Raw genomic sequence first — 20,383 nt, 5'->3', positions numbered from 1 at the left:
GCCACCCTAGCGCGGTCGGCCAGCGCGCAGGCGATGTTCCGTCGGTGTGCTGATCGGGGCGGCCGAGTCCGGTCGGAAGGCCAGCTCGGCCGTCGATCAGTGCGGAACCGGTCATGCGTCGCTTGGGCAGCCGCCGCGCCCGGGACGACGCGAAACGGGTTGACCGCGTTAGCGCCTCGGTTGCGCTCTGACGAGGCAGAATCCCAGGCATGAATCCGGGCGAGCCCGCCGCGCGCGACCGCAAACGGCACGGTAGGCACTACACGCCACCCGCCCTGGCGCGCTTTCTCGCGCGGCGGCTGCTCGAATATGTGCCGGGTGGCGGGGTGTTGCGGGTGCTCGATCCGGCTTGTGGTGATGGTGAATTGCTGCTTGCGCTGGATGGGGTGGTGCGGGAGATGTTGCCGGGGGTGCGGGTGGAGTTGGTCGGGTACGACCTGGATGCGGCCGGGGTGGCGACGGCGCGCGAGCGGGCGGCGGCCGCCGGAGTCGCGGTCGAGTGGCATGTCGGGGATTTCCTGATCGAATCGGCGGGGATCGTTGCGGGATCGTTCGATGCGATCATCACCAATCCGCCGTATGTGCGGACCCAGCAGTTGGGTGGGAAGACCGCGCGGTTGCTCAGCAAGCAGTTCGGGTTGCAGGGGCGGATCGATCTCACCCATCCATTCGTCGCCGTTGCCCCGCGGCTGCTGCGGTCGGGTGGGGTGCTCGGGTTGCTGTGTGCCAACCGGTTTCTCACCACCAAGGCCGGTGCGAATATTCGGAGTCTGCTGCGCACCGAGTTGGCTCCGGTCGAACTGTACGACCTCGGCGATACGAAGTTGTTCGAGGCGGCGGTGCTGCCCGCGGTCACCATCGCCACTCGTACGGCATCGCAAGCGGTCTGCCGCTATGTTTCGGCCTACGAGGTGCAGGCTGTCGAAACCATCGGTGGGACCGATCTTTTCGAGGCACTGGCGGCCGAAACCAGTCACTGTGTGGAGCATGGTGGGCGCACTTTCGCGGTCGAGGTCGGTACGTTGGCGACCGGTGATCGGACGGTGATCGGTCGGGCTTGCGGCGATCGGATCATGGGGGATGGATCGATTCGAAGCGATCCGGTGGTTGCCTGGCGGATCGCCGACTCCGGCCAGAGTGATGAAGCGGATGGCCGTGACCGGGATGGGGACAGCGGCGCGTGGCGAATGTCCCGGCCGGATGTCGACAGGTGGCTGGCGGAGATAGAGGCCGGGACCTGGCGGACATTCGGTGCGGTTGGGCGGATTCGGGTGGGGATCAAGACGACCGCGGATCGGGTGTTCATTTCCGATCGGTGGGGCGAGGTGCGGCCGCGGCCGGAGGGGGAGCTGCTATTCGACTTGATCACCCATCAGGATGTCGATCCGTGGCGGATCTCGCGGGAGCGCGACGTGCGGGTGCTGTATCCGTATGACACGGCCCAGCCCGCCCGGACGCCGGTCGACCTGCGTGAGTTTCCCGGTGCGGCGGCATATTTGGAGTCACATCGGCAGACCTTGGCCGGTCGGAAATATCTGACCGACAGCGGCAGGGAATGGTTCGAGATCTGGGTGCCGCAGCGGCCGCATCTGTGGCGGGTGCCGAAGGTCGTCTTTCCCGATATCAGTGAGCGGGCGCGATTCGCCTTGGATCGGTCCGGGGCGGTGGTGAACGGCGATTGCTATTGGATGTCGCTGGCCGATCTCGGGGTGGACGGTGCCGCGGAGCGGTTGGCGTATTTGCTGATGGGCGTCGCGAATTCGGCGTTGGGCCTGCGGTTCTACGATGCGGTGTGCGGGAATCGGCTGTATTCGGGTAGGCGACGGTGGATCACCCAGTATGTGTCACGGTTGCCGCTGCCGGATCCGACCACGATGCGGGCGGGTGGAGTCGTCGAATTGGTGCGGGAATTCATCGACGACGGCCGGGTGCCCGACGCGAATTCGCTCCGGCTGCTCGATGAGTGGGTGGCGGCCGCGTTCGGCACCCGGGTATTCGAAATGCGTTGATCGCTATGCGGTGGCGCGGACGCCGACCATCGGCAGCAGGGTGCGTCGCGCGAAATCCCGACCCGCCGCCACGTCATCGATCGGAATGAGCCCGTCGGGCGTCAATGCCAGCGACAGTGCCAGCCGCGCCATGATCTCGGCGACGAGTTCGAAGTCGAAATCGTCATCCGCGCCGCTGCGGAGTTCGCGCAATTTCTCCGCCAGATAGGTGCGCCCGACCGCGAGGATCGGTCCGGCCTCGGTGGTCAATCGGGGCAGGATGAGATCGGGCTCGGTGCGCAGCAGCCGCCGCAACAGTTCGTTGCCCGCGATCGCGGTGATGACCGCGACGAAGATCTCGATCAGCTGTTCCTCGACGCCCTCGACCTTCTGCACCCGCTTATCGATCTCGGCGACGAAACGCTGCGCCTCGCGCACACTGACCGCCTCCACCAGATCGTTCTTCGATTCGAAGCGGCGATACAGGGTGGCCGGGCTGATTCCGGCGCGGCGGGCGATCTCGCCCATGCTGGTGCGTTTGATGCCGAAGTCCAGGAACGCCGACAGCGCGCTCTCCAGCAGCTTCTCGCCGTCGCTGACGGGCTTTTCCAGGATGCGCTGGAGGATGGGCGAAACGGTCGGCATCGAGGCTCCAGTCGAAATCGGCTCGGGACGCCGATGGTGCCTGGGCGTCGCGACGGTGCGGGTGCGTGCCGTTCATTATTTCACCGGGGTGCGGCGGTGCGACCGCGGATCGGCAGGAGACTCGACCGATGACAGTCAGGTGCGTGGCAAATTCAGTTCCGCCATCTCCTTTTCGATCGCATTGGCGGCGAAATCCACTCCACTGGAGCGCAACTCGTGCACCCGCCGCTCTAGCGCCTCGATCCCACCCGGTTGGGCCGCGATATCGGCCACGCTGATCCGCCCCGACGGCCGGTGCATACTCTGCTGCACGTACGCCACCGTGATACCTCCTACCTGCACGCTGCGCGGCCAACATCCCGGTGGGCTCGCCCTCCGTGCTACAGACCACTCGACAGCTGCGTCGGCGGGAGATCCCGGGACACCGGGCACGCTGGCAAAATGCTATCAGCGATTTAGTTTGGTCAATTGATCAGTGTGCTCTGTCTCACACCTGCTTCGCATCTCGATGGTTGGCCATGTTGTGTAGGTACACAGCGCCATTCAGCCGGATGCCGTCCTGCTCGGCCTCGCTCAACTCGCGACGCACCTTGCCGGGCACACCCGCGACCAGCGAACCGGGCGGAATCTGGGCGCCCTCGGGAATCAGGGCATTGGCGGCGATCAGACTGCCCGCGCCGATCACCGCGCCATTGAGCACCGTGGCGCCCATGCCGACGAGCACATCGTCGCCCACGATGCAGCCGTGCAGGATCGCATTGTGTCCCACCGAAACTCCGGTGCCGACGGTGAGCGGGAAGCCCGGATCGGCGTGCAGTACGCAGCCGTCCTGAATGTTGGTGCGCGCGCCGACGCTGATCGCTTCGAGGTCGCCGCGCAGCACCGCGCTGTACCAGATGCTCACCTCGGCGGCGAGTTGCACGCGTCCGATCACGGTGGCGTTCGGTGCGATCCACGCGGTTTCGTCGATTTCGGGTGTATGTCCGCTTACCTCGATCCTCATGCCGAAAACATAAGCGGCCGGATGCCAGCAGAGCTGGTGGGGGCCAAAACGGCTGGACGGAGGCTGCGGCGCGGGCGAACTGAGACGAGGCGGTCGGCGGCATCCGATCCGTCGCTGTTACTCCGCGGCCGCGTATTCGGGGACCGGCGTTCCCGCGAACAGCGCGCGATGGGCGGCCGGGCTGGTGCCGAGGATGCGGTGAAAGTGGTGGCGCAGGCTGACCGCGGTACCGAAGCCGGTTTCGGCGGCAATGCGATCCATGGTGTCGGTGGTGGACTCCAGGAGTAGTCGGGCGCGGTCGGTGCGTTGTTGCAGTAGCCATTGCTGCGGACTGGTCCCGGTGCGTTCGCGGAAACGGCGGGTGAAGGTGCGTCGGGACATGAGGGCGATGCGGGCCCAGTTGTCCAGGTCGATCGGCTCGCCGAGATTCGTTCGCGCCCAGACCATTGCGCGCTCGATCGGATCGTCGTCGGCGGCTTCGGGCACGGCGACCGGTATGTACTGGGCCTGCGATCCGCTGCGGTGCGGGGCGGTCACGAGCGATCTGGCCAGTTCGGTGGCGGCGCGGCTGCCCAGATCGTCGCGGACCAGGTGCAGGCAGCAATCGAGTGCGGCGGCGACGCCCGCGGAGGTCACGATATCGCCGAGGTCCGTCCAGAGGGTGTCGGCGCGAACCCGAACCCGCGGATAGGTCGCGGCCAATTCGGCGGCCGCGGCCCAGTGGGTGGTGACTTCCCGACCGTCCGCCAAGCCGCTCGCCGCCACCGCGAAGGAACCGAGGCACAGGCCGACGATCCGGGCACCTCTGGCATGTGCGGCATGGAGTGCGTCGCGCAGTTGCTCGGAGATGCCCATGCCGCGCTGCCAGCTCGGGATCACCACCAGGTCGGCGCGCTCGAAGGCGTCGAGTCCGGTCTGCACGACGATGTCGAAACCGGCCGGGGTCCGCAGCGTGCCGGGCTGTTCGGCACACACCTCGACGCGATAGTCGGGTGTCCCCTCGGTGCCGACCCGGCCGAAAACCAGTGTCGGCACCGACAGATGAAAGGGGATGACCCCATCGAAGGCCAGAGCGGCAACGGAACGCATGGCCCGATATTATCGCTACACGGCTCGCGGGCCACTATTGATCGAATATCGGGGCGACAAGTATTGATCCCATGACCGAGACGATCGCACGCACAACGTTCGAAGCCCTGCACATCGGCGGGCCCACCCTGCGCTTCCGGTACGGCACCCTAACGTGGCTGACCGATCCGACCTTCGACGCTCCAGGTGATTACCCGGGCCCGATCACACTGCACAAGCTCACCGGTCCGGCGGTTCCGGTGGAGCAGGTGGGACCGGTGGACGTCGTACTGCTCTCGCACGACCAGCACGACGACAATCTGGACCACTCCGGCCGCGAATTCCTGTCGACGGTGCCGACCGTGCTGTCCACCCCCGATGCGGCCGGTCGAATCGAAGGTGTTCGGGGACTGGCGAATTGGGAGACCGTCACACTGGGTGACGTGCGTGTGACCGCGGTGCCCGCGCTGCACGGGCCAGCGGGGTGCGAATCGCAGACCGGTGTGGTCACCGGGTTCGTATTGCAGTCCGAGGGGCTGCCGACCGTGTACGTCTCGGGTGACAATGCCTCGGTCGAGCTCGTCGAGCAAATCGTGGCGCGGATCGGCAGGATCGATATCGCGATCCTGTTCGCCGGTGCCGCGAATGTCGGCCGGTTCGGCGATATCGATCTCACGCTGAACGCGCGTACCGCGGTGCAGGCCGCCGAGGCGCTGGGTGATGCGGTGATCGTGCCGGTGCACGCCGAGGGGTGGGCGCACTTCAGTGAGACGCTCGAGCGCCTGGAGCGGAATTTCGGGTACGCCGGGCGGGGTGCGCAGCTTCGGATTCCGAAGCTGGGTGAGACGTTCACTGTGTGAGCGCCCTCGCAAACCGACGGCCCTGTTAGCGCGGCGTTCATGGCGCGGGGACCGTCGGTGGTCCACGATGGCGATATGAGGATCGCAGTTCCGCGGGAGGTCAAGGAGCAGGAGTTTCGGGTGGCGCTCACCCCGGCCGGTGCCGGGGAACTGGTGCGGCACGGGCATGAGGTGCTGATCCAGGCCGGTGCGGGGGTGGGGTCCGGATTCTCGGATGCGGACTATATCGCCGCGGGTGCGCGGATGGTGCCCGCCGCCGAGCAGCTGTGGTGGGAGGGCGAGTTGGTGCTGAAGGTCAAGGAGCCGATCGCCGAGGAATATCCGCGGCTGCGACCGGAGCAGGTGCTGTTCACCTATCTGCATCTGGCGGCGTCGCGCGAATGCACCGATGCGATTCTGCGGTCCGGAATCACCGCGATCGCCTATGAGACCGTGCGGGCGGCCGATGGGTCGCTGCCACTGCTCGCGCCGATGAGCGAGGTCGCGGGCAAGCTCGGCCCGCAGGTCGGCGCGTATCACCTGATGGCGCCGCTCGGCGGTGCCGGGCTATTGCTCGGCGGGGTGCCGGGGGTGCTTCCGGCCCATGTGGTGGTGCTCGGCGGTGGCGTCGCGGGGACGAACGCGGCCACCGTCGCGGCCGGGATGGGCGCGAAAGTCACTGTGCTGGATACGAATTTGACGCGACTGCGCGAGCTCGACGCGCGGTTCGAGGGGCGCGTCTCGACGGTGGCCTCGAATGCGGTCGAGATCGAGCGGGCCGTATTGGCGGCGGATCTGGTCATCGGCTCGGTGCTGGTGCCCGGAGCGCGGGCGCCGAAGTTGGTGTCCGAGGAACTGGTTCACGGTATGCGGCCCGGCTCGGTGCTGGTGGATATCGCCATCGATCAGGGCGGCTGTTTCGCCGGTTCGCATCCGACGACGCATGCGAATCCCACTTTCCGCGTGGCTGATTCGCTCTATTACTGTGTGGCGAATATGCCGGGCGCGGTGCCGCACACCGCGACCGTGGCGCTCACCAATGCCACCCTGCCGTATGTGCGGGCGATCGCCGATCACGGGTGGCGGGAGGCGTGCCGGTCGCATCCCGATCTGGCACACGGGGTCACCGCGGATAAAGGACGGTTGCTGTCGGCGGAGGTTGCGGCGGCGCACGGATATTCGATACCCGAACCGGTTGGGTTGGCTGGCTGACGTGGTGCGATTGCGCGGCCGCGCAATGAGAAGGGCGAAAGCGTGACTGCGGGATATCTGCGGCGGGCAGTGGTTATTGCCTTGTTCCTGGTGCTGTTTCCGTCGGTCGGTGCGGCGGTTGCGGCACCGGCGGCCGAGGGCGTCGATCCGGCGGCCGTTGATCGGTATATGTCCGAATACCTTTCCCGGACGCGGTTGCCGGGGGCCTCGATCGCCATTACCCACGGGAATCAGGTGGTGTACGTCGCGGGATACGGTCACGATTCGAGCGGTGCGGCGATCAGCGCGACCACGCGCATGCCGATCGCCTCGGTGAGCAAGTCCATGACGGCGTTGGCCGTGCTGCAGTTGGTCGATGCGGGCAAGGTGCGTCTCGACGCACCCGTGCGGGACTATGTCACCGACTTTCGGTTGGCCGATTCGCGCGGTGATCGGATCACGGTGCGGGAGTTGTTGAATCAGACGTCAGGAATGTCGGATACCGCATTTCCCGATCTGCGGCGGCCGCAGGCCGATTCGCTGGCCGGGGCGGTCGAGCGACTACATGCGGCGAAATTGGCCGCCGATCCTGGGACGGAATTCCACTATCACAACCCGAATTATCAGGTGGCTGCTCGGTTGGTCGAGGTGGTCAGCGGGGAACCGTTCGCGGACTATATGCGGCGAAATGTCTTCGGCCCCATCGGGATGCGCGAGAGTACGACGGTGAATTCGGCGCACGACGCCGAGGACGTGACGCACGGATACATTCGGGCATATGGCTTCGCGATACCGGTTGCCGAACCGGACTGGTTCGTCGGCGGTAGCCACGGTGTGATCACCACGGCCGCCGATCTGGCCGCGTGGCTGATCACCCAGAACAACGGCGGCGTGGCACCCGACGGGCACCGGGTGGTGTCGGCGGCGGCGGTTACCGAGATGCACACACCATCGGGAGTCGGCGACGATGACTACGGAATGGGTTGGCAGCGTACGCAATCCGATCAGATCGTGCACTACGGTGACTGGTTCACCTATACCGCCGCGCAGGTCCTGGTGCCCGACACCGGATACGGGATCGCCGTCATCGCCGATACCGGCTTGGCACTCGAGGACGATCCCAGGATCATCGCGCAGGGCCTGGTCGATCTCACCCGCGGCGACGCACCGGATGTGCACCGCCCATGGAGCGTCTACGCCGACTGGGGGATGGCGCTGCTGACGCTCGCGACGATTGTTGTCGCGGTGCTCTGCCTGGTGCGATCGCGGCGTTGGGCCGACCGGCAGACCGCCCGGCCCAGCTGGCTGATCGCCCTGCGCCAGTTGCCCTATCTCGCCGCGATACCGATCCTGATCGCGTTGCCGCAGCTCGCGGGTCTGGTCTTCCGTGGCCGAGCCGGAACCTTTCTCCAGGTGACTTACGTTTGGCCTGCTCTCGTGGTGTTTCTCGGTATTGCCGCGATCGCGGGCGTGTGCGTTCTCATTGCCCGCGCTGTCTGGCTCATTGTGTTGCGTAAGCGATCCGGGACCGATGTCGATCACGAAGCGCCGACGTCTCGAGCGCCCGCATAACCGACAGCAGCCCGCAGATCGAGATGTGCGGGCCGCCTGGATTATTCGGCGTTCGGACCGAGGTACCAGTCAGGGGCGCCCTCGGTGGGGAGGTCGTGCAGCTTGTCCGGGTTGCGGACCACATTGATGGCGACGATGCGGCCATTATCGATGGTGAAGGAGAAGACGCCGGTGTGGTTGCCGTCGAAGACCACCAGACCGGGCGCACCGTTGACCAGGACCGCACGGCCCCACGCGCCCACCGCGGACGGTGCGTGGTACCAGCCGAGCAGCATCTTCGCGATGAGTTCGGCGCCGCGCACGGGCTGACGGATGGCCGGGACCTTGCCGCCGCCGTCGGCGGTGAGGCTGACATTCGCGTCGAGCACGCCGAGCAGCGCGCTCAGATCACCGGAGCGCCAGGCCACCGCGAAGGCCGAGACGACCTTCTCCTGTTCGTCGGGTGAGGCGGGGAAGCGGGGCGTGCCGTCCTCTACGCGCTTGCGTGCCCGCGAGGCGAGCTGTCGCACCGCCGCCGGGGTGCGCCCGACGACCTCGGCGACCTCGGGACCGCTCATCCCGAAGACATCCTGCAATACGAATGCGGTGCGCTCGGCGGGCGAGAGGGATTCCAACACGACCAGCAGCGCCGTGGTGACGCGCTCGTCCTGGGTGATCCGATCGGCCGGATCGTCCCAGCTGGTGACCTCGGGCTCCGGCAGCCATTCACCGACATACTGCTCGCGCCGGGCGCGGGCCGAACCGAGCTGGTCGAGGGCCAGCCGCCCGGTGACGGTGGACAGCCAGGCCCGCAGATTCTCGATCGCGCCCGCGGTACCGGCCTCGTACTGGCGTTGCAGCCGCAGCCACGCGTCCTGCACTACATCGTCGGCATCGGTGAGACTGCCGAGCGTGCTGTAGGCGAGCCTGCGCAGATACGGCCGGTGCTCCTCGAAACGCCGAGCCAACTCGGCCTGGTCGATGGGTTCGGAGGAAGGCTGGTCTGCGGTCACTGGTCTCGCCGTTCGGTCGTACGGCCCCGTCAGGGGCAGCTTATGTGTCGTCATGGTGATGACGACGCAGGGCTAGCGAGTGTGACATCTCGGCTCGCACGGCGCGCTGGCGGGTTGCTCGCGGCGACCGGCTACCCTCGCCGGGTGCAGACGGGGACTTCCAGGGCGGCCGGGCTGGTGCTCGGATTCGCACTCGACCGCGCGTTCGGTGATCCGCGCCGATGGCACCCGGTGGCCGGATTCGGTACGGCGGCAAGTGCGCTGGAGCAGGTGACCTATACCGATCGGCGTTCGGCGGGGATCGTGCACGAACTGGTGTTGGTCGGTGCGACAACGGCGTTCGGCTTCGGGCTGCGGCGTAGTGGACTGGTCGCGACCGCGCTGGCGACATGGACGGTGCTCGGCGGGCGCAGCCTCGTGCGCGTCGGGCGGGAAATGGCCGACCGGCTCGAGTCCGGTGATGTGGACGGTGCGCGGGCGCTGCTGCCTGCGCTGTGCGGGCGGGATCCGGAGGTGCTCGATGCGGACGGATTGGCGCGTGCCGCATTGGAATCCATTGCCGAGAACACCTCGGATGCCACGGTCGCGCCGCTGCTGTGGGGTGCTGTCGCCGGGACGCCCGGACTGCTCGGGTATCGCGCGATCAACACACTCGACGCGATGATCGGCTACCGCAATGAGCGGTACCTGCGCTTCGGCTGGGCCGCCGCGCGCGTGGACGATCTGGCCAATCTGCTGCCCGCACGCATCACCGGCATGCTCACCGCCGCGTTCGCCCCTGCGGTGGGCGGTCATCCGGCGGACGTGCTGCACGCGTGGCGCCGAGACGCGGGCAAACATCCCAGCCCCAATGCCGGGGTCGTCGAGGCCGCGATGGCAGGTGCGCTAGGTGTCCGGCTCGGCGGGCGGACTCGATACCGGTACGGCACCGAACTGCGTCCAACCCTGGGGGACGGTCCCGCACCGCAGGTCGCGGATCTCCGGCGTGCTGTACGCATGTCGGAAGCGATCCAGGTCGGCGCGGTCGTGACCGCGGCGCTCTGGTCGATTCTGCGTCGCTGACCTTGGTAAGTGGCGTGTGCTTTCGCTTGGCGGCAATCACTTGATCGGCTCTGAAATCGCATGTGCGGACCCCGGTTCGGGGCCGGTGAACAGAATCCGTATCGATGGTCCCGCTGTGGTGGCCAGGTCCTTCGTCGAGCCGTCCGAGGATCCGCTCGCTGGAGCTGATCTCAGCCGATGCGGATCAGCGAGTGCCGCCGTAGCGGTCGGCAAGGCGCTGCTGGTTGGTGGATGCCGATGCGGGGGTTGGGGTTTCGGATGGGGTCGGTTCCGGGGTGGCCGTGGCTTTTTCCTTGCGGCGCTCGCGGATCTCGGCGTAGATGAAGTAGCCGAGACCGAGGGGAGCCATGATGCCGAAGGCCAGCCATTGCAGGCCGTAGGAGAGATAGGGACCCGCATCGAGTTGCGGGAGGGGAGTCGGGGTGAAGGCACCGGGCTGGTTTTCGCTCAGCTGCAGGTAGCCGCCGCGTTCGCCGGTCGGGATGACGGTGAGGGGCTGCTGCAGAACGGTCATCTCCTGGGTGGTGTCCACCGAATACACCTGGCGGTAGCCGTCCTGGACGGTCGGGTCCTTACCCGGCGTGACGCCCTCGGACATCCGGATGCGCGCCTCGATCTTCTGCGGTCCGGTGGGTGGGTCCGGAATCTGCGGTGGGCGGGAGCCGTCGACGGCCGCGACGAGGCCGCGATCGATGAGCAGGATGCGGCCGTCATCGAGTTTGAAGGTGGACAGCACCGAGTAGCCCGGCGCACCGTCGAGGTGGCGCAGACGGACCAGCACGGTCGAATTGGGCATATAGCTGCCCGTCGCCGTGACACGTCGCCATTCGGCGTGCGAATCGGTGCTCTGGTCGTCCAGGACCGTGGCGATATCGATCGGGGCCGCGTCCACCGAATCGGCGATCAGCTGGTTGCGGTGCGAGGTAGTGGTGTTCTTGCCGAGCTGCCAGGGTGCGAGCACGGTGAAGCAGAGGTAGGCGAAGGCCGCCACGAGTACGGCCAGGATCAGCCAACTCGGGCGCAGCAGGAAGGTCAGTCGGCGCATCACGGGCGTCCGTCGGAGACGTGAGAGACTGATTGGTCCGATTTTCCGCCGGACTCGACGGCGTTACCGATATCGCCGGTGCGTGCGGCGAGGGCGGTGCGGACCCAGTCCAACAGTCCCGGGATAGCGGCTGCGATCTGGTCGTGGACCAGGTCGAAGTCGGTGGTGTCGCCGTAGTACGGGTCGGGGACGTCGAGGGTGTCGGCGGCGGGGTCGAAGCTGCGGAGCAGGCGGCGGCGCTCCGACGGGATGCCGAGCGTGGCGAGGCGGCGTTCGTGGCCGGAGTCGAGGGCGATCAGCAGGTCGGCGTCGCGGTGTCGGTTGCCGAATTTCGCGGCGATATGGCCGGTCGGGTAGCCGTGGCGGCGCAGGGTGGCGTTCGTGCGGGCGTCGGCGTCATCTCCGGCGTGCCAGCCGTCGGTGCCCGCGCTGCTGACCCGCACGCGGTCGGCGAGTCCCGCGCGGGACAGGTGTACCGCGAACATCTTCTCCGCCATCGGCGATCGACAAATGTTGCCGGTACAGACGAACGACACGTGCAACTCACCCACGACAGCCATTCTGGCCGGTCGTCCCGATGGACCGCCACGTAGGGTGTTTTCCCGTGTCAGCCGAGCGAGTCGAGCACGCGGAACTGCGTCACCACGGTGACGTCGACGCGCGGCCCGGCATGCTCGATTTCGCGGTGAATGTGCAGGGCAGTGCGCCGCCGGACTGGCTGCGCAACCGTCTGGCCGCGCGACTGGACGACCTCGGCAGATATCCGAGCGCGGCCGACGAACTCGCCGCACGTACCGCGGTCGCGGCCCGGCACGGCCGCACCGCCGACGAAGTGCTGCTGCTGGCGGGCGCGGCCGAGGGCTTCGCAATGCTGCCCCGTCTCGCACCGCGACTGGCCGCGGTGCTGCACCCCTCGTTCACCGAACCCGAACTGGCGCTGCGCGACGCTGATATCCCGGTGACCCGAGTCGTCCTCGAACCGCCCTACACCCTCGACCCGGCGTTCGTCCCAACCGCCGCCGACCTGGTGGTGCTCGGCAACCCGACCAACCCCACCTCGGTCCTGCACCCTGCCGACACCATCCGCGCGCTACGTCGACCGGGCCGCATCATCGTGGTCGACGAGGCCTTCGCCGATGCGATTCCCGGCGAACCGCAGACACTGGCCGCTTCGCCCGCACCGGACATCCTCGTCCTGCGCAGCCTCACCAAAACCTGGGCGCTGGCGGGCCTGCGTTGCGGCTACTTCCTCGGTGCCCCCGAGCTGCTGGCACGCCTGAGTCACGGCCGCGCGCACTGGCCGCTCGGCACACTGCAACTCGAAGCGATCACCGCGACCGCCGCGCCGGATGTGGTCGCCGCGGCACAACGGCGAGCACACACGATCGCCGCCGAACGCGACTCGATGATCGAACGGCTGACCGCGCTTGGCATACACGTCCACACCCCCGCCGACGGACCATTCCTCTTGCTGCGCGCACCAGATGGTGAACTCTTGCGAAAACACCTGTCGGACCAGGGAATTGCGGTCCGCCGCGCAGACACCTTCCCGGGCCTCGGACCGGATTACCTGCGTGTCGCCGTCCGCGCTCGCGCCGAGGTCGATCGGTTGATTGCCGGAATCCAGGCGGCAGGGGTGTGATGTCGGCCCAGACGGATTGTCGTTGTGCTTCGTCCGTTCGTGCGGTGCGGCGCCAGCCATGGCGTGCCAGATTCGGATGCGACGGCAATCCCGGCCGCATGGAAGTATCTGCCCGTCACTGGTGCTGGAATTCGGACGGTGTGGTGTGACGGCGCTCGTCCCCGGCCGCCGGGTCTCGGCCGGTGATCTCGGTGTGGTCGGAAGTGGTCGGGAAACGGAGGTAGGCGGATGACAACGCTGGCGGATCTCATCGGGGTGCTGGACGCGGCTTATCCGCCGAAGTTGGCGGAGTCGTGGGATTCGGTGGGGTTGGTGTGCGGTGATCCGGGGGATGAGGTCGCTCGGGTGCTGTTCGCGGTGGATGCCACTGCCGCCGTGGTGGATGAGGCGATCGATTGGCGCGCACAGGCTCTGGTGGTGCATCATCCGCTGCTGCTGCGTGGGGTCGACACCGTCGCGGCCGATACGCCCAAAGGCGCTCTGCTGCACCGGCTCATCCGGTCCGGATGTGCCTTGTTCGCGGCGCATACCAATGCGGATTCCGCTGATCCGGGCGTTTCCGATGCGCTGGCCGACGCGCTCGGACTCACGGTCACCGGGCCTTTGGACTCGAAACCACAAGCCGCCATGGACAATTGGGTGGTACAAGTGCCGCGTTCGCATGCCGATGCGGTGCTGGCGGCACTGTTCGCGGCCGGTGCCGGTGGCAGCGAAAACTATCGTGACTGCGCCTTGCGGGTGTCGGGAGTCGGACAGTTTCGTCCGGTGGCGGGGGCCAATCCGACGATCGGCGCCATCGGGGAATTGCGGCAGGTCGACGAGGACCGCATCGAGGTGATCGCACCGCCATCGGCGCGCATGGCCGTGCTGGCGGCGCTGCGGTCGGCCCATCCCTACGAAGATCCCGCCTATCACGTCACCGAGCGCGCGGCGCTGCCGTCCGGGCTCGGCATCGGTCGGGTCGGCACCCTTGCGGAACCGGAGTCGTTGCGGGAGTTCACCTCTCGGGTCGCCGCCGCGTTGCCCGCGACCACCTGGGGTGTCCGTGCGGCCGGTGACCCGGACCGGATGATCCGGACCGTCGCGGTATGCGGCGGCGCTGGCGACTCCTATCTGAATGCGGCGGCGCGCCTCGGCGTCGACGCCTACGTCACCTCCGATCTGCGCCACCACCCGGTCGACGAACACCTGCGCCGCGGTGGCCCCGCGGTGATCGATGCCGCCCACTGGGCAACCGAATTCCCTTGGTGCGCACAGGCGCAGACAGCTGTCCGAATCGCGCTGCCCGACCTCGAAACCCGTATTTCCACGCTGCGCACCGACCCGTGGACGATCGCAGCCCCGTAACCCCGATCCCGAACCACCCAGTGCGACGGCGTGTTCGGGCGTGTTGGCCGACTTGGTATCTGGTTCAGGTGAGTTGACGCGCCCGCTCGGGGTACAACTACCGCATGAATTTCCCGGTGGACTTCGGGATCGTGCAGATCGGCCTGATGCTGATCATCCTGGTCGCGGTCGCGTTGCTGATATCGGCGCTCGTCATGGTGCGCAAGGTCGGATTGCGGGTTTTGCTCGGGCGCGGCGCGGGCGGACTAGCGCTGTTGGTCGTCGCGGTGCTACTGCTGTGGGTGATCACGCTCGTACAGACCTTCCTAGGACTGAGCGGGGAGGTCAAGGCGGCGCACGTGGTGGTGAATCAGGTTGCGGGCCAAGATCACCGGCTCGAGGTCGACCTCACCCTCTACGGTGACGAGCACCATCCCGACAAGCACGAGAAATATCAGGTCGAGGGTGACCTATGGGTGTTGCAGGCCAATATCGTCGAGTTGGAGCCCTGGGTGAATGCCCTCGGCTTCCATTCCGGCTACAAGGTCACCCGCCTCTACGGCCAACGCCTCGACGGCGTCGCCACCACCCAGAACCAGATCTTCGTCAACGGCGACGACCAGGACTTCTTCAACGATATGCGCAACCACAAATGGTGGACCGACCCCTTCGTCCGCTCCGCCTACGGCAACGCCGTCATCGCCACTCCCGGCACCTACGACGTCTTCATCTCCCGCGACGCCATCAAAACCCGCGCACCCGGCAGCTGACCACAGGCCGGACAAGACGGGCGCCACACCGCGCTGCTTGCGCGGTCGATGACGCACCGAGCACTCCCCTCGGACCGAATCACCGGCCAACCGGGGTACGGTTGAAGACTGGCATCGTCACCTCCCGTGGCTCGCGTGCCCCTCATCCGTCCACAGCGTCCAGGAGTTTGTCCGCGTTGAATGTCGAACCACCTGTCCAGGCCAAGCTGCTTCAGCTCGCCGCCGTCGACGCCGAACTGACGCGGATCGCGCATCGGCGCACCGTGTTGCCCGAGCAGCAGGAGGTGGCGCGGCTGGAGGCCGAGCGGAATGCGCACAAGGACGCGGCGGTGGCGGTCGAAATCTCGCTCGACGATCTGGACCGCGATATCCGCAAGCTGGAGGGTGAGGTCGACGCGGTGCGCAAGCGCGAGGAGCGCGACCGCGCCATGTTGACCGCTGGGTCGGTGGGCGCCAAACAGCTCTCGGAAATTCAGCATGAACTGGGCAGCCTGGAGCGGCGCCGTTCGGTGCTCGAGGACGAGCTGCTCGAGGTGATGGAGCGCCGCGAGGCCTCGGCATCCGATCACGATCACGCGGGTGCACGGCTCAGCAAGACCGAACAGGAGCTGGCCGATGCGCAGCGCCTGCGCGACGAGGCGCTCGCGGATCTCGATGTGGCACAGGGACGTTGCGATTCCGACCGCAAGGGTCTGGTCGCGCTGTTCCCGGACGAACTGCTGAGCATCTATGACCGGCAGCGCACCCAGCACGGCACCGGCGCCGCGCTGCTGCAGGCCCGCCGGTGCGGTGCGTGCCGGATCGAATTGGATCGCGGTGAGATCGCGCGGATCGCCAAGACCGCGCCGGATGTGATCGTCCGGTGTCCGGAATGCGGTGCGATCCTGGTGCGCACCAAGGAGTCGGGTTTGTGAGGTTTCCGGTGCGGGTACCAGTACTCGCGTCGGTCCGCTCCCAGCGACGGATGGTCGGCTGTCGAACAGGACGAGGGGAACAATGACCGAGCGCGAGGTGATCGTCGAGGCCGATGGCGGTTCCCGGGGCAATCCGGGCCCGGCCGGTTACGGCGCGGTCGTCTTCGCTGCCGATCACATCCGAATCCTCGCCGAACGCAGGGAATACCTCGGCATCACCACCAATAATGTCGCCGAATACCGCGGGCTCATCGCGGGTTTGGAGGCGGCGGCGGAGTTGGGCGCGCGCGTGGTGTCGGTGCGCATGGATTCCAAGCTGGTCGTCGAGCAGATGTCCGGACGCTGGAAGGTCAAACACGCGTCCATGATTCCGCTGGCCGACCGCGCCCGCAGGCTGGTCACCGGATTCGACGCCGTGACGTTCACCTGGATACCGCGCGCGGAGAACTCCCACGCCGATCGGCTGGCGAACGAGGCGATGGACGACGCAACGTTGATCGGCGAGGTGCATGCCGCCGAGCGGCAGTTACTCGATGCGGGCGCGGCCGCCGCAACCCTGGCGGAGGAGGTGCGCGAGGCCGAAGAACAGCTGCTCGGTTGGACCGACGAACCCCCCGCGTCCGTGCGCGGCGCCGAGGCTGAGCTGCCGAGCTGGATCGATGAAGCCAGGGACGCACAGTCGAGCGCGACCGATTCCCGAGCCGCCGCAGGCCCGACGCCGACCGCCGCCGAGAGGGCGCCCGGCTGGACCGGCGCGACCGGGCGCCCGACCCGCTTCCTGCTGCTGCGCCACGGCCAGACCACGCTCTCGATCGAGCGCCGCTACTCCGGTCGCGGCAACCCGCCGCTTACCGATCTCGGCCGTGAACAAGCCGCCCGCGCCGCGAAAATGCTCGCCGCGAAGGGCGGTATCGCCGCCGTGGTCACCTCCCCGCTCGGCCGAGCCCGCGAGACCGCCGAAGCCGCCGCCACCGCACTCGACGTGCCGATGCATGTCGTCGATGGCCTCACCGAAACCGACTTCGGCGCATGGGAGGGTCTCACCTTCCTGGAAGCGGCGCAACAAGATCCGCAGCTGCACGCCCGCTGGCTCGGCGATCCCTCGCTGCCCGCTCCGAACGGTGAGAGCTTCGATCAGGTCCGCGAACGGGTCGAGGCGGTCCGCCGCGATCTGGTCGCGCGGTATCCGGGCCAGAACATCGTGGTGGTCAGCCATGTGACGCCTATCAAGACCCTGCTGCAACTGGCGCTCGGCGTCGGCCCGTCGCTGCTGTATCGCCTGCACCTGGACCTGGCGTCGCTGTCGATCGCGGAGTTCTATCCGGACGGCGGTTCGTCGGTTCGGTTGGTCAACGATACGTCCTACCTCTGAGGGATTTGGGCATCGGACCAAACCAACAGGTTTGCGCGAACCGTGAATTATGGCCCATCGCAACGGGTTCGGCTTGCCGAAACGGCCCCTTTGGGTTGAATCTCACACGGTAACGTTTCAGACACGGTTATAGCGGTAGGCTTCGGATCGGTCAGGCACAGGCATCCCGCCCCGCCTGTCTGGTCGGGGATAACGAAGGTCTTCGAACAGTGCTGCTCGGGGGGATGAGAACCGGTGGGCAGCGTTGCTCGATGGTCGCTTCGAACGATGAAGTGTCCTGTGCGGTCGAGTGATTCGATGGAAGCGCAGGTTCGAATGAGTAGTCCGATCAAGGTTGTCGTGCTCGGTGCGGGGATCGGAGGGCTCACCACCGCCGCCGCATTGCGACAGGCGGGCTTCGCGGTCGAACTCTATGAAGCCGCACCCGAGCTGCGTGGCCAGGGATTCGGACTTTCGGTGCAGGCCAACGGAATCAAGGCACTGCGCGCTATCGGCCTCGGCATCGAGGAGGAGCTGTTCGAGCGCGGCGGCAAGGTCGAGACCTTCCGCTTCAACAACCCGGACGGCACGCCGATCCGAGTGCTTCCGGTGCACCGCCAGGACGAGCGGTTCGGCGCACCGAGTGTCGCGCTGCACCGCAAGGATCTGCACGCGGTCCTGCTGCGCGCTATCGGCGACACCCCGACTCATGTTGGCGCACAAGCGACTCGGTTCATCGATGACGGTGAGCACGTGCGCGTCGAATTCGCCGACGGCCGCATCGCCGAGGGTGATCTGCTGGTCGGCGCCGACGGCATCCACTCCGTGGTGCGTGCCCAATTGCATGGCCGCGCCGAACCGCGCCCCGGCAATTTCGTCGCCTGGCTGGCCTGCATCCCGTTCGAACATCCCGCCGTGCCGCGCGGCTACTCCGCGCACTATTGGGGCACCGGAATGCGTTTCGGCATCCACGACATCGGCCACGGCCGGGTGTACTGGTGGGGCACCATGACCATGCCGGGCGAGGAGGCCGCCGATTGGCGTGGCAGCAAGGAAGATCTGCGGCGGCTCTATGCCGATTGGGCGCCGGAGGTGCGTGCCTGCATCGATCAGACCGATTGGGCCGATGTGCTCGCCGTGCCCTGCCAGGACCGGCCGCCGCTGGACGGCTGGGGTCGCGGGCGGGTGACCCTGCTCGGTGATGCCGCCCATCCCATGCTGCCCAGCCTCGGCCAGGGTGCCAACTCCGCCATCGAGGACGCGGCCGTACTCGCCCACACGCTGAAGACCTCGCTGGATCCCGTTGCGGGACTGCGTCGTTACGAGCAGGTCCGCGCCGAGCGGACGGCCATGTTCGTCAACGGCTCGTGGTCCCTCGGCAAGATCGAACAGACGACCGATCCCAAGCTGGTCAAGGTGCGCGACACCTACTTCCGGCACGCTCCCACCGAATTCTTCCTGCGCGAATTGGGTAAGCCGATGTCGTTCCCGCCGCTGGCGGGACCGACCGCGCGGCTGCCGCGCGAGCTGTCCCCGGTGGAGCGCTGGCACTGGATCGCCGATCAGCTCGCGCCGCTGCATATTCTGGCCCGGGTGCGGGTGCACGGCTCGATTACCGCGGAGCAGGTGCGCACCGGTCTCGACGAAGTGCAGCATCGACATCCGCTGCTCGGTGTCGCGGTGGCAGCCGAACCAGACGGTACCGCACCGCGTTTCGTACCGGTGCCGACGCCGATTCCGCTGCGCGTTGTCGAATCCGCCGATCCGGACGCCTGGCTCACCGAGGTCGACGATGTCGAATTGCGCGAACCCTTCGACTGGCACTCCGGTCCGCTCGCGCGCGCGGTGCTCATCACGGATGCGACCGGTGCGTCCAGCGATTTGATCGTCACCCTGCACTATGCGATCGCCGACGGCGAGAGCGCGATGTCGGTGGCCAAACAGGTGCTCCAGGTCGCCGCGGGCGATGGCCTCGATCTCGAGCCCGCCCCGGTTCGGCCCGGCCCGGAGCAGCTGTTTCCAGCAAAGTTCCAGGGCGCCAAGGGTTTCGGCCGCACGCTCGGATCGCTGCTGCGCGACCAGAAGTCGCAGTTGAAGCGGCCGCGCCGAGTCGAGCCGACCGAACTCGCCCCGCCGTCGCGGCGACGCAGCCGGGTCGTGCACCGCGGTCTGGACGCCGATCAACTCGACGCATTGACCGCGGGTTGTGCGCGCAGCGGCGTCGGCCTGCAGGCCGCGCTCTCGGCGGCGCTGCTCATCGCGGCGGCCCGCGAGTCGGGCACCTATACCGAATCCTGGTACACCGTAGGCAGTTCGGTGAACTTCCGCGGCCACCTCGGTGGCGCGGTCGCCGATACCGAGGTAGGCACCTACCAGGGTATGATCGCGACCCCGGCGAAGTACGCGCCGTGGTCGTCGCTGTGGCAGATCGCCGACGAGATCGAGCGCGAGTACGGCGCACGGATGGACCGTCGCGACCATCTCGCGGCATTGAGCCTGCTGAAGGTCGCCGCGCCGAAGTCGGTGGCCGCCAGTGCATCCACGGTCAAGCTGATGGACACTCGCGGTCCAGGTCACCTGTGTATGACCTATCTGGGGCGCTACGCGTTCCCGGACAAGATCGGCGCGTGGCAGCTCTCGGGCGCGCAATTCGTCTCGGGCATGTCGGTGAGCGGCTTCATCATGGCCACCGCCAATGCCACGCACGGCGAATTGTCGTTCAACCTGGGCTATGTCGAGCCAGCGGTGTCGCGCGAGCGCGCCGAGCGTCTTGCCGATGAGAGTGTGCGCGCGTTGCTGTCGGTGATCTGACCGGCTCGCACCCATAAACGAGCGCGAATCCCGGCATCGATGTCGATGCCGGTAATTCGCGCTATCTGAAAACTGGATACAAGTGGTAACAGCTTTGCGTTTCGGCGTCATCAGGGGTGGGTCCTGGACAGTTTGCGCACGGCCTGTGCCGCGACTGTCGCGAT

The 20,383-nt window shown here is 67.2% G+C and carries 18 protein-coding genes; 11 read left to right on the top strand and 7 right to left on the bottom strand.

The window, feature by feature from the left end:
* Positions 1-209: 209 nt before the first annotated feature.
* Entirely contained in the window at positions 210-2,009 is a 1,800-nt protein-coding gene (locus tag NA5_RS25555) for an Eco57I restriction-modification methylase domain-containing protein (protein ID WP_062990386.1), read from the top strand.
* Positions 2,010-2,012: 3 nt separating this feature from the next.
* Here the strand turns inward: NA5_RS25555 and NA5_RS25550 are convergent, their stop codons facing one another.
* The 4 genes from NA5_RS25550 to NA5_RS25535 all read right to left on the bottom strand — a co-directional run bounded on the left by NA5_RS25550 (position 2,013) and on the right by NA5_RS25535 (position 4,725).
* Complete coding sequence (locus tag NA5_RS25550) at positions 2,013-2,633, bottom strand: TetR/AcrR family transcriptional regulator (RefSeq protein ID WP_062990384.1); 621 nt, start codon at positions 2,631-2,633, stop codon at positions 2,013-2,015.
* Between the two features lie 135 nt (positions 2,634-2,768).
* Positions 2,769-2,954, bottom strand: a complete 186-nt coding sequence (locus NA5_RS25545) for a hypothetical protein (RefSeq protein ID WP_062990382.1) — start codon at positions 2,952-2,954, stop codon at positions 2,769-2,771.
* A gap of 166 nt (positions 2,955-3,120) precedes the next feature.
* A complete protein-coding gene (locus tag NA5_RS25540) occupies positions 3,121-3,636 on the bottom strand; it encodes a gamma carbonic anhydrase family protein (protein ID WP_062990380.1) in 516 nt (171 codons plus the stop codon).
* 117 nt (positions 3,637-3,753) lie between these two features.
* Positions 3,754-4,725 carry a GlxA family transcriptional regulator gene (locus tag NA5_RS25535; RefSeq protein WP_062990378.1) on the bottom strand — a complete coding sequence of 324 codons (972 nt, stop codon included), beginning with the start codon at positions 4,723-4,725 and terminating at the stop codon, positions 3,754-3,756.
* 71 nt (positions 4,726-4,796) lie between these two features.
* Here NA5_RS25535 and NA5_RS25530 point away from each other — a divergent pair, with 71 nt between their 5' ends.
* From NA5_RS25530 to NA5_RS25520, 3 genes are all read left to right on the top strand, one after another.
* Positions 4,797-5,564: an MBL fold metallo-hydrolase gene (locus NA5_RS25530; protein WP_062990376.1), complete on the top strand. Its 768-nt coding sequence runs from the start codon at positions 4,797-4,799 to the stop codon at positions 5,562-5,564.
* Between the two features lie 75 nt (positions 5,565-5,639).
* Complete coding sequence (gene ald / locus NA5_RS25525; protein WP_062990486.1) at positions 5,640-6,755, top strand: alanine dehydrogenase; 1,116 nt, start codon at positions 5,640-5,642, stop codon at positions 6,753-6,755.
* Between the two features lie 42 nt (positions 6,756-6,797).
* Complete coding sequence (locus NA5_RS25520; protein WP_062990374.1) at positions 6,798-8,306, top strand: serine hydrolase domain-containing protein; 1,509 nt, start codon at positions 6,798-6,800, stop codon at positions 8,304-8,306.
* A 41-nt stretch (positions 8,307-8,347) separates the two neighbouring features.
* Here NA5_RS25520 and sigJ read toward each other — a convergent pair whose 3' ends face one another.
* Entirely contained in the window at positions 8,348-9,298 is a 951-nt protein-coding gene (gene sigJ, locus NA5_RS25515) for an RNA polymerase sigma factor SigJ (protein WP_062990372.1), read from the bottom strand.
* Between the two features lie 144 nt (positions 9,299-9,442).
* Between sigJ and NA5_RS25510 the strand changes: the two genes are divergently transcribed.
* Positions 9,443-10,360, top strand: coding sequence for a cobalamin biosynthesis protein (locus NA5_RS25510; protein ID WP_062990484.1), 918 nt, complete (start codon positions 9,443-9,445; stop codon positions 10,358-10,360).
* A gap of 184 nt (positions 10,361-10,544) precedes the next feature.
* Here the strand turns inward: NA5_RS25510 and NA5_RS25505 are convergent, their stop codons facing one another.
* Together NA5_RS25505 and NA5_RS25500 are read right to left on the bottom strand one after the other, a co-directional pair.
* Positions 10,545-11,405, bottom strand: a complete 861-nt coding sequence (locus NA5_RS25505; RefSeq protein ID WP_062990483.1) for an SURF1 family cytochrome oxidase biogenesis protein — start codon at positions 11,403-11,405, stop codon at positions 10,545-10,547.
* Complete coding sequence (locus tag NA5_RS25500; RefSeq protein WP_084484406.1) at positions 11,405-11,965, bottom strand: low molecular weight protein-tyrosine-phosphatase; 561 nt, start codon at positions 11,963-11,965, stop codon at positions 11,405-11,407. The genes NA5_RS25505 and NA5_RS25500 overlap by 1 nt, the downstream gene beginning before the upstream one ends.
* 17 nt (positions 11,966-11,982) lie before the next feature.
* Between NA5_RS25500 and cobC the strand changes: the two genes are divergently transcribed.
* From cobC to NA5_RS25470, 6 genes are all read left to right on the top strand, one after another.
* Entirely contained in the window at positions 11,983-13,047 is a 1,065-nt protein-coding gene (cobC, locus tag NA5_RS25495; RefSeq protein WP_062990370.1) for an Rv2231c family histidinol phosphate aminotransferase CobC, read from the top strand.
* Positions 13,048-13,275: 228 nt separating this feature from the next.
* On the top strand, positions 13,276-14,394 hold the full coding sequence (locus NA5_RS25490) for a Nif3-like dinuclear metal center hexameric protein (RefSeq protein ID WP_062990368.1): 1,119 nt from the start codon (positions 13,276-13,278) through the stop codon (positions 14,392-14,394).
* A 104-nt stretch (positions 14,395-14,498) separates the two neighbouring features.
* Positions 14,499-15,143 (top strand): hypothetical protein, encoded by a 645-nt coding sequence (locus tag NA5_RS25485; RefSeq protein WP_062990366.1) that lies wholly within the window; start codon positions 14,499-14,501, stop codon positions 15,141-15,143.
* A 176-nt stretch (positions 15,144-15,319) separates the two neighbouring features.
* Positions 15,320-16,057 carry a zinc ribbon domain-containing protein gene (locus NA5_RS25480; RefSeq protein WP_062990480.1) on the top strand — a complete coding sequence of 246 codons (738 nt, stop codon included), beginning with the start codon at positions 15,320-15,322 and terminating at the stop codon, positions 16,055-16,057.
* A gap of 82 nt (positions 16,058-16,139) precedes the next feature.
* Entirely contained in the window at positions 16,140-17,429 is a 1,290-nt protein-coding gene (locus NA5_RS25475) for a bifunctional RNase H/acid phosphatase (protein ID WP_062990364.1), read from the top strand.
* Between the two features lie 315 nt (positions 17,430-17,744).
* Positions 17,745-20,219 (top strand): FAD-dependent monooxygenase, encoded by a 2,475-nt coding sequence (locus NA5_RS25470; protein ID WP_062990362.1) that lies wholly within the window; start codon positions 17,745-17,747, stop codon positions 20,217-20,219.
* Positions 20,220-20,383: the final 164 nt, after the last annotated feature.

The organism is Nocardia anaemiae NBRC 100462 (genome assembly GCF_001612725.1).
In the GTDB taxonomy this organism is placed as follows: domain Bacteria; phylum Actinomycetota; class Actinomycetes; order Mycobacteriales; family Mycobacteriaceae; genus Nocardia; species Nocardia anaemiae.
This window is presented reverse-complemented; position numbering and strand designations above follow the sequence as displayed.

Bases quoted from the DNA above. Each gene is read 5' to 3' on its own strand.
- NA5_RS25555 (WP_062990386.1), top strand. From the start codon at position 210: ATGAATCCGGGCGAGCCCGCCGCGCGCGACCGCAAACGGCACGGTAGG.
- NA5_RS25550 (WP_062990384.1), bottom strand. From the start codon at position 2,633: ATGCCGACCGTTTCGCCCATCCTCCAGCGCATCCTGGAAAAGCCCGTC.
- NA5_RS25540 (WP_062990380.1), bottom strand. From the start codon at position 3,636: ATGAGGATCGAGGTAAGCGGACATACACCCGAAATCGACGAAACCGCG.
- NA5_RS25535 (WP_062990378.1), bottom strand. From the start codon at position 4,725: ATGCGTTCCGTTGCCGCTCTGGCCTTCGATGGGGTCATCCCCTTTCAT.
- NA5_RS25530 (WP_062990376.1), top strand. From the start codon at position 4,797: ATGACCGAGACGATCGCACGCACAACGTTCGAAGCCCTGCACATCGGC.
- ald (WP_062990486.1), top strand. From the start codon at position 5,640: ATGAGGATCGCAGTTCCGCGGGAGGTCAAGGAGCAGGAGTTTCGGGTG.
- NA5_RS25505 (WP_062990483.1), bottom strand. From the start codon at position 11,405: ATGCGCCGACTGACCTTCCTGCTGCGCCCGAGTTGGCTGATCCTGGCC.
- NA5_RS25500 (WP_084484406.1), bottom strand. From the start codon at position 11,965: ATGGCTGTCGTGGGTGAGTTGCACGTGTCGTTCGTCTGTACCGGCAAC.
- cobC (WP_062990370.1), top strand. From the start codon at position 11,983: ATGGACCGCCACGTAGGGTGTTTTCCCGTGTCAGCCGAGCGAGTCGAG.
- NA5_RS25490 (WP_062990368.1), top strand. From the start codon at position 13,276: ATGACAACGCTGGCGGATCTCATCGGGGTGCTGGACGCGGCTTATCCG.
- NA5_RS25485 (WP_062990366.1), top strand. From the start codon at position 14,499: ATGAATTTCCCGGTGGACTTCGGGATCGTGCAGATCGGCCTGATGCTG.
- NA5_RS25475 (WP_062990364.1), top strand. From the start codon at position 16,140: ATGACCGAGCGCGAGGTGATCGTCGAGGCCGATGGCGGTTCCCGGGGC.
- NA5_RS25470 (WP_062990362.1), top strand. From the start codon at position 17,745: ATGAGTAGTCCGATCAAGGTTGTCGTGCTCGGTGCGGGGATCGGAGGG.